The sequence below is a fragment of the Desulfovibrio sp. Fe33 genome, assembly GCF_028532725.1.
Classification (GTDB): Bacteria; Desulfobacterota; Desulfovibrionia; order Desulfovibrionales; family Desulfovibrionaceae; genus Pseudodesulfovibrio.
In genome coordinates this window covers 410828-423035 of record NZ_JAQKGU010000001.1, presented here as the reverse complement: position 1 = coordinate 423035, position 12208 = coordinate 410828, and the positions used below count along the sequence as shown (strand labels likewise).

Genomic DNA, 12208 nt, shown 5'->3' with positions numbered 1-12208 from the left:
TCAGCAGACAAAGGAGTCGTCATGACAACAGTCAAAGTGAAAGGCATGAGCTGCCAGCATTGCGTGAAGTCCGTCACCGAAGTCATGGAAAAATTGGGCGCGAAAAACGTGTCCATCGACCTGCTCACCGGCAACGTGACCTATGAGGAACCCTCCCCCATCGACAAGGACGCCATCAAAGACGCCATCGACAAGATCGGCTTCGAATACGTGGGGTAGAAGAATGCCTCCGGCGGCCGGGGGAAGGGGAGGAAAAACCCTTTGAAAAGGGTTGTTTCCTCCCCTTCCCCCGAACCCCCATCCCCTTCTTTTCCCAAACTTTTTATGCCGCTTCGCGGGGCCGTCAGGGGCATGTGGGAACCCCGGCCTGCAAAAAAACTCGCCGCCAAAGACTCCATCCCATCATCAGGGCATTCAGCCTGCATCCGGCGCACCCGCCGAAGGCGCGACAAAAAGCTTTGAAGGGGAGTCCAGAGGGGAAACTTTCTCGAAAGTTCCCCTCTGGCCGCCGGAGGCATTCCTATTCCTGCTCAAGTCCCGGCAACATTCCTTGTTCCGCGCCTTCCATGCGGAGCAGGGTCTTTTTCATTTCGATGCCGCCCGAAGCGGAGAAGCCGGTCATGGCTCCGTTGGCGCCGACCACTCGGTGGCAGGGATAGAGCACGGGAAACGGGTTGGCCCCCATGGCCCGGCCCACGGCCTGCGCGCCGCCGGGCCGCCCGAGGATGACGGCCATCTCTCCGTAGGTCCGGGTGGTCCCGGACGGGATGCGGCGCAGTTCTTCAAGGGCGCTCTTCAGGAAATCGCTCATGCCGGAAAAATCCAGAGGCAGGTCGGGCCAGCCCGGCTCTCGCCTCTCCTCGTAGCGCGACAGGGCCGCTTTGAGCTCACGGGCGGCTTCGGACAGCGGGCCGGTCTCCGCCACATCCCCGGCCCAGGCCGTTTCGATGCGCACCACACGATCGTCTTCCCAACACAGGCACAGGGCGATCTTCCCACCGCGCACCCATTCATTCCGGACACCGTTCATAACGTCCCTCTTTACGGCTGTTCGGGATCGAACCATTCGGGCGGCCCGTTCCCGGCTCCGTTCAGCTTGCCCTGCCAAATATCTTCGCGCTCGAAATGGTCGCGGACGGCGTTGTGCACCTTGCGCATGTTGCCCGCCCAGGCCGGGGCCACGAGTTCGCCTTGGGCCGGATTGCCGTTCAGGCGGTGAACGACCGTGCGCGGATCGAGGCGCATGACCGCCTCGCCGAGCCAATACAGGTATTCCTCCTGCGTGGGCGGGTCGTATCGCCCGTCGTCATGCCAGCGGGCCAGCCGCGTCCCCCGGCAGACGTAGACGTTGTGGAATTTGATCCCGCCGACCGGAAGGCTGTTGACGAAGTCCACGGTATCGAGCAACTCGGCAAGACCCTCGCGGCCGTGCGGCGCGGGCAGCCCGGCCATGACGTGCGCCACCACGGTCAGGCCGCGTTCGGCGGCGGCGCGTGCGGCCTGGGCGAAGGCGGCCGTGTCGTGGCCCCGGTTGATGTGCCGGAGCGTCTCGTCGCTCGCCGTCTGAAGGCCGAGCTCCAGGAAGATTTCGGCCAGGCCGAGCCGCTCCCGGCTTTCGGCCAGAAGATCGAGCTTCTCGTCGTCCAGGCAGTCGGGCCGGGTGCCGATGGCCAGGCAGGACAAGCCGGGCAGCCCGGTCAGCCGATCCAGGACGCCGGCCAGCCTGGCGGCCGGACCGTGGGTGTTGGAGTAGGATTGGAGATAGGCCGTGAACAGGCGAAGGCCATGCTTCTTCACATGGATGTCACGCCAGAAGGCCCATTGTTCGGATATGGAAAGCCCTCTGTCGAGCAGGCCGGACCCGGACCCCTGCGGGTTGCAGAACACGCACCCCTCGCGGGACAGGGTTCCGTCCCGGTTCGGACAGGAGAATCCGGCGTCCAGGGGAATTTTCTGAACCCGCTCGCCGAACCGCCTCCTGAGGTAGGCGGAAAGTCGATGAATGCGAACCATGGTTTTTAGAAAATCTCGAGAAAAAAATGGCAACCCACTGCTGGCATGTTGCTAGACCCGGTTTCATTTGGTACGAATCTGCAGTTCATATTGTACGCTAGCGCACTTCTCGCCTCTTGGAAAGCGCGTTTCTTGCATAGGCTTCTGACATATTTTCGAATTTCGAACGGGGGGTACATGGGTAACCTGCTCAACAAAATCATCGGCTCATTTTCCAATGACCTGGCCATCGACCTTGGCACCGCCAATACGCTGGTCTACGTCAAGGGTAAGGGCGTCATGCTCTCCGAGCCGTCCGTGGTAGCCGTCAAAAAGGACTCGCGGGGCGGCAAGACCGTCCTGGCCGTGGGCGGCGAGGCCAAGAAGATGCTCGGCCGCACGCCCGGCAACATCGTCGCCATCCGGCCCATGAAGGACGGCGTCATCGCCGACTTCGAGGTCACCGAGGCCATGTTGCGTCACTTCATCTCCAAGGTGCACAACTCCCGCCGTCTGGTCCGTCCCCGGATCATGATCTGCGTGCCCACCGGGATCACCCAGGTGGAAAAGCGGGCCGTCAGGGAATCGGCGCAGTCCGCCGGAGCCCGAGAAGTGTATCTCATCGAGGAGCCGATGGCCGCGGCCATCGGCGCCAACCTGCCCATCACAGAACCGACCTCGAACATGATCGTGGACATCGGGGGCGGCACCACCGAGATCGCCGTCATCTCCCTGTCCGGCATCGTCTACGCCCGAAGCGTGCGCATCGGCGGCGACAAGATGGACGAGGCGATCATGCAGCATGTCAAACGCAAGTATAACATGCTCATCGGCGAATCCACGGCCGAACAGATCAAGATCCACATCGGCTCTGCCTATCCCTTCGGGGACGAGGAGCCGATCATGGAGGTCAAGGGCCGCGACCTGGTCACCGGCATCCCGCAGAACCGCCCCATCACCGCCGAAGAGGTCCGCGAGGCCATCAGCGAACAGGTGGAGGGCATCGTTCAGGGCGTGCGCATCGCTCTGGAGCAGACCCCGCCCGAACTGGCGGCGGACATCGTGGACCGGGGCATCGTCCTGACCGGCGGCGGCGCGCTGCTCAAGGGGCTCGACCAGTTGTTGCAGCACGAGACCCAACTGCCCATCACGGTCGTGGAGGACCCGCTCACAGCGGTCGTTCTCGGCTCGGGCAAGGCGCTCGACAATATCGACCTGTACAAGGACATCACCACCGACTAACGGCGCGGCATGATCCGATACCGGTTATCCGAAAGCGCACGATTGCCGAAAGCCGCAATTGTGCGCTTTCATAAGTTTGCAGGGAAGGACGCATGAGAGGAAAAAAGAGAATCGCCATCCTCGTCGTGGCAAGCCTGTTCGTGTACCTGTCCCTTTTCACGTGGAACCTCAGGACCGGCCACCTGGACGCCCTGTCGTCCCATACCGGCCTGGACATTTCCGGCATCGTGCTCAAGCCCGGCATATGGGTGACGGAGCAGGTCACGGGTTTCTGGTACAGGTACATCTACCTCGTCGGCCTGAAACAGGAAAACGACAGGCTCAAGGAAGAGGACGCCAAGCTGCGCCGGACCAACATGCTCCTGGGGGCTCAGGCCCGGTCCGCCGCGCGCCTGGAATCCCTGCTCGACTTCCGCCCGCCCGAACTCTGGTTTTTTTCCGGAGCGCGGGTCATCGGCCACCGCATGGGCCCGGCGGGCGCGCTGGACACCCTGGTCGTGGACAAGGGCAAGGCCCTGGGCGTGATCGACGACATGCCGGTCGTATCCCTAAAGGGCGTGGTCGGACGCATCCTGCGTTCGGGCGCGGCCACCTCCACGGTCCTGCTCCTGACCGACTCCAACAGCCGCATCGCGGTGATCGGGGCCAACAACCGCTCGCCCGGAATGCTTTCGGGCCAGGGATACGGCAAGCCGCTGGTTTTGCGCTACGTCAACCAGAACGCGACCGTGGACCCCGGCGAACTGCTGCTCTCCTCGGGCCTGTCCGGCATCTACCCCAAGGGGCTGCCCGTGGCCCGCGTGACCAAAATCCAGCGGTCCGACATATCCCTGTTCCTGACGGTCCAGGCCGAGCCGCTTGTGGACATGGCGAGCCTTGAGGAAGTCCTGCTCCTCAGCCGGGAGCCGGACGATCAGGAGGCCGCCCCGGCCGCCGATGCGGCGGACGCCAAGGCCGGAACCGAAACCGCCAAGGAGGACGCGAACGGTGCTGCCGACCAATAGCGCCCTTTCCCTGCTCTGGTGGGGCGTCTACACCATCATCGGCGTGTGGGCCCAGCGGACCGCGCCGGGCATCGACGTCTTCGCCCCCGGGCTCATCGTCTCCCTCCAGGAGCAGAGCCCGCAGCGCACCTTGCTGCTCGCCGTGCTCTGGATTCTGCTCACCGAGGGCGCGGGCAACCTGCCCTTCGGCTACGGCCTGGCCCAATTCGGCCTGCTGACCGCCGCCTATTTCATGGGACGCAGCATATTCGAGGCCCGCTCCTACCTGTTCATGGCCCTTCTCGGCCTGTGGGCGGGCGCGCTCCATCCCGTTCTCATTTACAGCGTGTCCTCACTGGCCAACCTCCAGGTGGCCATGCGGCCCGTTCTCATCCAGGGCGCCGTCCAGATAGCGGCCTTCCCGGTCATATGGTTCCTGACCGACCATTTCTTCCCCGAGAGGTTGCGCCAGGATGTCCGACCTTTATAACGAATCCGAACAGCAGGCCCCGCGCTCCGGGCTGGTCCTGCTCCAGGCCCTTATCCTGGGGCTGTTCTGCCTGTTCGCCATCCGGCTGTGGTATCTACAGATCCACCGGGGCGAAGACTACAAGATCCAGGCCCTGGAAAACCAGTTGCGGCAGGAGTCCATCCCCTCGCCGCGCGGGCTCATCCGCGACCGCAACGGCGACCTGATAGCCGTGAACGAACCCGCTTACGCCCTGGGCATCATCCGCGAGGACTGCCCGGACGTGGACCGCCTGGTCCACCAGATCGCCGTCTGGACCGGCAAGGACTATTTCGAGCTCAAGACCCTGTACAACAAGAACCGCAAACGGGTGAAACCGTTCGAGCCGCTCATCATCGTTCCGGACCTGACCTTCGCCCAATTGGCCGTGGTGGAAACCAACAAACTGCGCTGGCCCGGCCTGGAAATCCAGTTCCGGCCCCGCAGGCTGTACCGCTACGGCACCCTGCTCGCGCACGTCATCGGCTACGTGGCCGAGGCGGACGAGGAGGACATGGCCGGACGCCCGGAGCTGGCGCTCGGCGACTATGTGGGCAAACAGGGCATCGAACTCATGCTCGAAGACCGTATGCGCGGCATCAAGGGGCTGACCCAGTACCAGGTGGACGTCAACGGCAGACGGCTCAAGGAGCGCATTCTCAAGCACCCGCAGGCCGGGCACGAAATTTCCCTGTCCATCGACCTCGGCCTCCAGAAGCTGTGCATGGACTGGCTCTCGGAGGAAGCGGGCGGCGTGGCCGTCATGGACGCCGACACCGGCCAGTTGTGGGCCCTGGCCACGGCGCCCTCATACGACTCCAATGACTTCTCCTCCGGCCTGAGCGCCAAACAGTGGGCCAAACTCCGCGACGATCCCCTGCACCCCATGCAGAACCGGGTCATACAGTCGGTCTACCCTCCCGGCTCCATCTTCAAGCACGTAGTCGCCGGAGCCGGGCTGCAATACGACATGGTCGATCCCAACGAGACCGTCTTCTGCTCCGGGTCCATGAAGCTCGGCCGCCGGGTCTTCCGCTGCTGGAAGCACTGGGGCCACGGCAACGTGGACCTCAACCGGGCGCTGGTGGAGTCCTGCGACGTCTATTTCTACAAGCTCGGCAAGAAGCTGACCGTGGACCGCATGAGCGAATTCGCCCACGCCGTCGGGTTCGGGAACAAGACCGGCATCCGCCTGCCCCACGAAAAAGCGGGCAACATCCCCACCCGCGAATGGAAGCTCAAGCGGTTCGGCGAGGCATGGCAGGGCGGCGACAATCTGAACATGTCCATCGGCCAGGGATTCACCCTGGTTACGCCCTTGCAGGTGGTCCGCTTCTTTGCCGGGGTGATCAACGGCGGCAAGTTGCTCAAGCCCCTGTTGCTCAAGGACGAAAAACCCGTGGTCCAGTCGCGGATTCCCCTCGACGAAGCCCGCCTCGAGCTCCTGCACAAGGCCCTTGTCGACACCGTGGAGGACCAGCACGGCACCGCCCGCCGCATCCGCACCAAAGGGGTTGTCGTCGGCGGCAAGACCGGCACCGCCCAGGTGGTCCGCCTGACCGACGAGCTCAAGGAGCTCAAGGACGACGAGATTCCCTACCGGTTCCGCGACCACGCCTGGATGGCCGCCACCGCGGAAAAGGACGGGCGGCGGTTCGCCATAGCCTGCCTGGTCGAACACGGACTGCACGGCGGCTCCGGGGCCGGCCCCATCGTCAAGGCGGTCATCGACTACCTCTTCGAAGGCAAGGTCACTCCCAACCCGGAAGAGCGGAAGGACAAAGCCCGGGCCGTGCGCGCACTGTCCCTCAAGCACAAGGAGAAGCCCCGTGCCCATTGATCGCAGGCTGCTGCTGCACATCAACTGGCCCCTCTTCGGGCTGGCCGCGATCCTATTCCTGATCGGCGTGCTCAATCTCTATTCCGCCAGCGGCACAAGGCTTGAGGAAGGCATGAACATGGCCCCCTACTACCACCGCCAGCTCCTTTGGGGACTCATGGGACTGGTCGGCATGGTGGCCTTCATGCTCTTCGACTACCGCCACCTCAAGACGCTGGCCTGGCCCCTGTTCTGGACCACCGTGATCCTGCTGATCGCCGTCTTTTTCATGGGCAAGACCATCTACGGGGCGCGGCGCTGGCTCGACCTCGGGTTCATGAATTTCCAGCCGTCGGAACTGGCCAAAATCGCCATACTCATCGTGGGCGCGCGCATCCTGTCCAAGGAACGGGAGCCGCTGAACTTCGTTCGGCTGGCCTATGTCCTGGGCGTTGGGCTGGTTCTGGCCGGACTCATCATCAAGCAGCCGGACCTTGGCTCCGGCCTGTCCATCCTCATGATCCTGGGCGGCATGACCCTCTACCGCGGCGTGACGGCCCGCGTCTTCAAAACCTGCCTGTTCATCATTCCCTGCCTGCTCCCCCTGTCCTGGTTCTTCCTCCACGATTACCAGAAACAGCGGATCATGACCTTCCTCGACCCGACCACAGACCCGCTCGGCGCGGGCTACCACATCATCCAATCCGAAATAGCCATCGGTTCCGGCGGCTTCTGGGGCAAAGGTTTTCTGGAGGGCACACAGTCCCAGTTGCGCTTCCTGCCGGAACGCCACACCGACTTCGCCGTGGCCGTTCTGGGCGAGGAGTGGGGATTCGTTGGGACCATGGTGCTGTTGTCGCTGTTCTGCGTGTTCCTCTACCAGATGGTGCTTATCGCCAGGGACGCCCGCGGACTCTTCGGATCGTACCTGGCAGCGGGCGTGTTCTTCTATTTTTTCTGGCAAATCCTAATCAATACAGGTATGGTCCTCGGGCTGATGCCAGTGGTCGGCATCCCGCTCCCGTTCATCAGTTACGGAGGCAGCGCCACCCTGGTAAACTTTTGCCTCGTCGGGCTTGTACTCAACGTATCCATGCGTCGGTTCATGTTCAAACAGTCCTGATCTGAACGAAACAAGCTCATTTTTTCACAACCCGGTCTTTGCAGGAGCAGGTTTTCATGGCCAGAGATGAGATAAACGCGTTTTTGGGGGCGGGAACCAACTACCACGGAAAGTTGCATTTTCAAGGTGCGGTGCGCATCGACGGCAACTTCCAGGGCGAAGTGGTTTCCGAAGGAACGCTCGTCGTCGGCCAGGAAGCCTCGGTAGACGGCCAAGTCAAGGTCGGCCAACTGGTTCTTTCCGGCAAATTCAAGGGCGAGGTGGAGGCAAGGAACAAGGTTGTTCTGCATAAGACCGCCAATTTGCAGGGCAATATCAGGACTCCGGTCCTGGTGGTCGAGGAAGGCGCGGTACTCCAGGGCGAACTCGTCATGGGCAGCATGGACGCCGCTTCGAGCGCAAAGCCGCAGCAGGACGCCGATTAGTCCTGACCGGTTTTGAATGCGTGAATTCGCGTAGGTTCAAAGAGAAAAAGGCTTTGACACAACCCGCGAAATTGGGTAATTCGCAGTGACTTTGCGCCAAAATTCACAACCTCATCGGGGGCATTTGGTATGGTTATACCTGACAAAACAATTTTTATCCAAGGTCTGAACTTCGTTGTCATGATCTTCTTGCTGAACGTCGTGCTGATCCGCCCGGTCCGCGAAATCATCAAGAAGCGCAAGGGGTTGATGGCTGACCAGCTGGAGAAGATCGAAGGGTTCAACGCAGGCGCCGAAGAAAAGCTGGTGGACTACGAAGCCCAGCTCGCCCTGGCGCGCAAGGAGGCCGGAGATATCCGCAGCGCAGCGAAGGACGAAGGCGTGGCCCAGGAACAGGCCATCCTTTCCGAGGCAGGCAAAGAGGCTTCCGACCGGATCAAGGCCGCCCGCGCCGAGATTCAGGCCGAGGCCAAGGCCGCCATGGAGCAGCTGTCCAAGGATGTGTACGACTACGCTGAGCAGGCGACAGGCAAGATCCTGGGCCAGGCTTAGACAAGAGGAGGGGTTGATCTTGAAACGTACCTATGTGTTTTTTGCGGTCCTCATGACCGCCCTGGCTGTCTCCTCTGTCGCGTTCGCCAGCGAAGGCGGGGGCCATGCGCTCTTCACGGCCGAGAACCTCAAGGACTACGGCCTGCGCATCGTCAACTTCATCATCTTCGCCTGGCTGCTCTACAAGTTTGGCGGAGCCAAGGTGAAGGACTTCTTCGTGGGACGCCGCGACGGCATCAAGAAGGATCTGGACGACCTTCAGACCCGCAAGGTCGAGGCCGAGCGGAAGCTCAAGGAAGTCGAGGCGGGCATCGCCAACCTGGCGCAGGAGAAGAAGCAGATTCTCGACGACGCCAGGGCTCAGGGCGAATCCATCAAGTCCGCCATCATCGAGAAGGCGAAACGTGACGCCGAAGCTCTCACCGAGCAGGCAAAGCGCACCGCTTCCAACGAAGCGCAGGCAGCCGTCGATTCCATCCGTGCCGAAATGGCCGAAATGGTCGTCGCAGCCGCGGAAAAGATCGTTGCCGAGAAGCTGAGCGCCCAGGACCACGACAAGCTTGTGGATGACTATTTAACAAAGGTGGTGCTCAATTGATCGGTAACGTAGTTTCCCGCCGTTACGCCAAGGCGCTCTTTGCCGTCGGCGCCGCCAAGGGCGAGGCCGAACAGGCTAAATACGGCGAACAGTTGGCGGCCGTGGCTTCCTCCATCGAGGACGCCCCCGAAGCCAAGGCCTTCTTCAAGAACCCGGCCTTTAGCGCCGAAGAGAAGAAAGCCGTCGTGACCCAACTGGTCGAGAGGATGTCGCTGGACCAGATGGTCAGGAACTTCTGTGACCTGCTGGCCGATCGGGGCCGGGTCGAGATGCTCCCCGCCATCGCCGCCGACTACAAGGCTATGATGGACGCCGTCTCCGGCGTCGTCACCGGTGAACTCGTCACGGTGAGCGAACTCAACGCGGAAAGAAAATCTGCAATCCAGGCGAAGCTTGAGAAGCAGGCCGGCAAGAAGCTGGAGCTGTCCTTCTCCACCGACGAGTCCATTCTCGGCGGCATCGTCCTCAAGGTCGGGGACAAGGTCCTGGACGCCAGCCTCAAGGCTCAGCTGCAGATTTTGAAAGAAAATATTAAAAGGGGTGAGTAGGGCAATGCAGATCAAAGCAGAAGAAATCAGCAAAATCATTCAGGACCAGATTCAGAATTACGAATCTCGTGTTGAAATGAGCGAGACCGGCACCGTCCTCTACGTGGGCGACGGCATCGCTCGCGTTCACGGCGTCGAGAACGTCATGGCCATGGAGCTGCTGGAATTCCCCGGTGGCCTGATGGGCATGGTCCTCAACCTGGAAGAGGACAACGTTGGTGTCGCCCTGCTGGGCTCCGATACCGGCGTTAAGGAAGGCGACCCGGTCAAGCGTACCGGCCAGATTTACTCCGTCCCGGTCGGCGACGCCGTCATGGGCCGCGTCGTCAACCCCCTGGGCCAGCCCATCGACGGTCTGGGACCCATCGACGCCACCGAGGTTCGCCCCGTGGAGTTGAAGGCCCCCGGCATCATCGCCCGTAAGTCGGTCCACGAGCCCTGCTACACCGGCCTCAAGGCCATTGACGCAATGACCCCGGTCGGACGCGGTCAGCGCGAACTGGTCATCGGCGACCGTCAGACCGGCAAGACCGCCGTCTGCGTCGACGCCATCCTGGCCCAGAAGACCACCGACGTGCACTGCTTCTACGTGGCCATCGGCCAGAAGAAGGCTTCCGTCGCCCTGGTCGCCGACGTGCTCCGCCAGCACGGCGCCATGGAATACACCACCATCGTTTCGGCCACCGCTTCCGAGCCTGCCCCGCTGCAGTACATCGCCGCCTACACCGGCGCGACCATGGCCGAGTTCTACCGCGACAACGGCAAGCACGCCCTGATCTGCTACGATGACCTTTCCAAGCAGGCCACCGCCTACCGCGAAATGTCTCTGCTGCTCCGCCGCCCCCCGGGACGTGAAGCGTTCCCCGGCGACGTCTTCTACCTGCACTCCAGGCTGCTCGAGCGCGCCTGCAAGGTCAACGACTCCCTGGGCGCCGGTTCCCTGACCGCACTGCCGGTCATCGAAACCCAGGCCGGTGACGTGTCGGCGTTCATTCCGACCAACGTTATCTCCATCACCGACGGCCAGATCTACCTGGAACCGAACCTGTTCCTGTCCGGCGTCCGCCCGGCCATCAACGTCGGCCTCTCGGTCTCCCGAGTCGGCGGTTCCGCCCAGATCAAGGCCATGAAGCAGGTTGCCGGTACCCTGCGCCTCGACCTCGCCCAGTACCGCGAGCTGGCGGCATTCGCCTCCTTCGGCTCCGATCTGGACAAGGCCACCCAGGCCAAGCTCAACCGCGGCGCCCGCATGGTCGAGCTGCTCAAGCAGCCCCAGTACCAGCCGCTGACCGTCCAGGAGCAGGTTTCCGTGCTGTACGCTGGCACCCGCGGCTTCGTCGACGATGTCCCGCTTGAGGCCGTGGTCAGATTCGAGGCCGAGTTCCTCGACTTCATGCGCAACGCCAAACCCGCCGTTCTCGCCAGCATTGCCGAGAAGGAAAAGATCGACGACGCCGTCGAAGCCGACCTCAAGGCTGCCATCGAAGAGTTCAAGAAAGGCTTCAGCGCTTAACCAAGGGGTAGTTGAATGGCTTCGTTAAGAGACGTCCAGAACCAGATTACTGGCGTCAAGAAAACCAAGCAGATCACCAAGGCCATGAACATGGTGGCCTCGGCAAAACTGCGCAACGCTCAGGAGCGTATCGAGCGCTTCCGTCCGTATGCGAACAAGTTTTACGAGATGCTTGGAGACTTGGCGGCCGGTGCTGACGAATCGGTGCATCCGCTGCTGGAAGTCCGGGAAGAAGTGAAGACCGTGGGCATCATGGTCGCCACCTCCGATCGCGGGCTCTGCGGCGCGTTCAATATCAATATCATCAACACGGCCAAACGGCTGGCCCAGGCCAAAACGGCCGAGGGCAAGGCTGTCAAACTTTGGTGCATCGGCAAAAAGGCGCGCGACGCCTTCCGCAAGCTCGATTACGAAATCGTGCGCGCAGAGGCCGACTCCATGACCCACTTCGACTTCACCCTTGCGGCCAGCGTCGGCAACGAGCTGATCGCCAGGTACGTCGAAGGCGACCTCGATGAGGTCCACGTGTGCTTCGGTGAATTCCAAAGCATGGCCAAACAGCCGCCCGTCGATTTGACGGTGCTGCCCATGGCGACCCACGAAGAGGGCGAAAGCGAGGAAAAGTCCGGGTCCTCCGGGGACTATCTGTACGAACCGTCCGTCAAGGGTTTGCTCGCCGAACTCCTTCCCCGGTTCATCAAGGTCCAGGTGTACCGCGGCCTGCTGGATACTTCCGCATCCGAGCACGCAGCCCGCATGGCGGCGATGGACAACGCCACCAAGGCTTGCGACGAACTGACAAATACGCTGACCTTGCTTTACAACAAGACGAGGCAGGCCGCCATTACTGGCGATCTCATGGACATTGTCGGCGGCGTGGAAGCGCTGAAAGGATAAAAGGGGGC

14 protein-coding genes are annotated in these 12208 nt (G+C 62.1%); 12 read left to right on the top strand and 2 right to left on the bottom strand.

Going from position 1 to position 12208, the window contains the following annotated elements:
• Positions 1–21 precede the first annotated feature (21 nt).
• Complete coding sequence (locus PSN43_RS02050) at positions 22–219, top strand: heavy-metal-associated domain-containing protein (protein WP_272699050.1); 198 nt, start codon at positions 22–24, stop codon at positions 217–219.
• Positions 220–520: 301 nt separating this feature from the next.
• On the opposite strand, the gene PSN43_RS02045 is transcribed toward PSN43_RS02050, so the two are convergent.
• Both PSN43_RS02045 and PSN43_RS02040 read right to left on the bottom strand, forming a co-directional pair.
• The gene (locus PSN43_RS02045) at positions 521–1030 is read right to left on the bottom strand and encodes a methylated-DNA--[protein]-cysteine S-methyltransferase (protein ID WP_272699049.1); all 510 of its coding nucleotides are present in this window, start codon (positions 1028–1030) and stop codon (positions 521–523) included.
• An 11-nt stretch (positions 1031–1041) separates the two neighbouring features.
• Positions 1042–2013, bottom strand: coding sequence for a TIGR01212 family radical SAM protein (locus tag PSN43_RS02040; RefSeq protein ID WP_272699048.1), 972 nt, complete (start codon positions 2011–2013; stop codon positions 1042–1044).
• Between the two features lie 177 nt (positions 2014–2190).
• Between PSN43_RS02040 and PSN43_RS02035 the strand changes: the two genes are divergently transcribed.
• From PSN43_RS02035 to PSN43_RS01985, 11 genes are all read left to right on the top strand, one after another.
• Positions 2191–3234, top strand: a complete 1044-nt coding sequence (locus tag PSN43_RS02035) for a rod shape-determining protein (protein WP_269940910.1) — start codon at positions 2191–2193, stop codon at positions 3232–3234.
• Between the two features lie 92 nt (positions 3235–3326).
• Positions 3327–4238 (top strand): rod shape-determining protein MreC, encoded by a 912-nt coding sequence (gene mreC / locus PSN43_RS02030; protein ID WP_272699047.1) that lies wholly within the window; start codon positions 3327–3329, stop codon positions 4236–4238.
• Positions 4222–4707, top strand: a complete 486-nt coding sequence (locus PSN43_RS02025; RefSeq protein WP_272699046.1) for a hypothetical protein — start codon at positions 4222–4224, stop codon at positions 4705–4707. The genes mreC and PSN43_RS02025 overlap by 17 nt, the downstream gene beginning before the upstream one ends.
• On the top strand, positions 4691–6565 hold the full coding sequence (gene mrdA, locus PSN43_RS02020; RefSeq protein ID WP_272699045.1) for a penicillin-binding protein 2: 1875 nt from the start codon (positions 4691–4693) through the stop codon (positions 6563–6565). The genes PSN43_RS02025 and mrdA overlap by 17 nt, the downstream gene beginning before the upstream one ends.
• Positions 6555–7667, top strand: coding sequence for a rod shape-determining protein RodA (rodA, locus tag PSN43_RS02015; protein WP_272699044.1), 1113 nt, complete (start codon positions 6555–6557; stop codon positions 7665–7667). The genes mrdA and rodA overlap by 11 nt, the downstream gene beginning before the upstream one ends.
• 56 nt (positions 7668–7723) lie before the next feature.
• Positions 7724–8092, top strand: a complete 369-nt coding sequence (locus PSN43_RS02010; protein ID WP_272699043.1) for a bactofilin family protein — start codon at positions 7724–7726, stop codon at positions 8090–8092.
• Positions 8093–8221: 129 nt separating this feature from the next.
• The gene (locus tag PSN43_RS02005) at positions 8222–8644 is read left to right on the top strand and encodes an ATP synthase F0 subunit B (RefSeq protein ID WP_272699042.1); all 423 of its coding nucleotides are present in this window, start codon (positions 8222–8224) and stop codon (positions 8642–8644) included.
• A gap of 52 nt (positions 8645–8696) precedes the next feature.
• The gene (atpF, locus tag PSN43_RS02000) at positions 8697–9242 is read left to right on the top strand and encodes a F0F1 ATP synthase subunit B (RefSeq protein ID WP_442874859.1); all 546 of its coding nucleotides are present in this window, start codon (positions 8697–8699) and stop codon (positions 9240–9242) included.
• Positions 9239–9790 carry an ATP synthase F1 subunit delta gene (atpH, locus tag PSN43_RS01995; RefSeq protein WP_272699040.1) on the top strand — a complete coding sequence of 184 codons (552 nt, stop codon included), beginning with the start codon at positions 9239–9241 and terminating at the stop codon, positions 9788–9790. Before atpF ends, atpH begins: the two co-directional genes overlap by 4 nt.
• Positions 9791–9794: 4 nt before the next feature.
• A complete protein-coding gene (gene atpA, locus PSN43_RS01990) occupies positions 9795–11303 on the top strand; it encodes a F0F1 ATP synthase subunit alpha (RefSeq protein WP_272699039.1) in 1509 nt (502 codons plus the stop codon).
• 15 nt (positions 11304–11318) lie between these two features.
• Positions 11319–12200, top strand: coding sequence for a F0F1 ATP synthase subunit gamma (locus tag PSN43_RS01985; RefSeq protein WP_272699038.1), 882 nt, complete (start codon positions 11319–11321; stop codon positions 12198–12200).
• The last annotated feature ends 8 nt before the right edge of the window (positions 12201–12208 follow it).

Excerpts from the sequence above, each read along its gene's own strand:
- atpA (WP_272699039.1), top strand. The coding sequence starts at position 9,795 with ATGCAGATCAAAGCAGAAGAAATCAGCAAAATCATTCAGGACCAGATT.
- PSN43_RS02035 (WP_269940910.1), top strand. The coding sequence starts at position 2,191 with ATGGGTAACCTGCTCAACAAAATCATCGGCTCATTTTCCAATGACCTG.
- PSN43_RS02050 (WP_272699050.1), top strand. The coding sequence starts at position 22 with ATGACAACAGTCAAAGTGAAAGGCATGAGCTGCCAGCATTGCGTGAAG.
- mreC (WP_272699047.1), top strand. The coding sequence starts at position 3,327 with ATGAGAGGAAAAAAGAGAATCGCCATCCTCGTCGTGGCAAGCCTGTTC.
- mrdA (WP_272699045.1), top strand. The coding sequence starts at position 4,691 with ATGTCCGACCTTTATAACGAATCCGAACAGCAGGCCCCGCGCTCCGGG.
- PSN43_RS02040 (WP_272699048.1), bottom strand. The coding sequence starts at position 2,013 with ATGGTTCGCATTCATCGACTTTCCGCCTACCTCAGGAGGCGGTTCGGC.
- PSN43_RS02005 (WP_272699042.1), top strand. The coding sequence starts at position 8,222 with ATGGTTATACCTGACAAAACAATTTTTATCCAAGGTCTGAACTTCGTT.
- PSN43_RS02010 (WP_272699043.1), top strand. The coding sequence starts at position 7,724 with ATGGCCAGAGATGAGATAAACGCGTTTTTGGGGGCGGGAACCAACTAC.
- PSN43_RS02045 (WP_272699049.1), bottom strand. The coding sequence starts at position 1,030 with ATGAACGGTGTCCGGAATGAATGGGTGCGCGGTGGGAAGATCGCCCTG.
- atpF (WP_442874859.1), top strand. The coding sequence starts at position 8,697 with ATGACCGCCCTGGCTGTCTCCTCTGTCGCGTTCGCCAGCGAAGGCGGG.
- PSN43_RS01985 (WP_272699038.1), top strand. The coding sequence starts at position 11,319 with ATGGCTTCGTTAAGAGACGTCCAGAACCAGATTACTGGCGTCAAGAAA.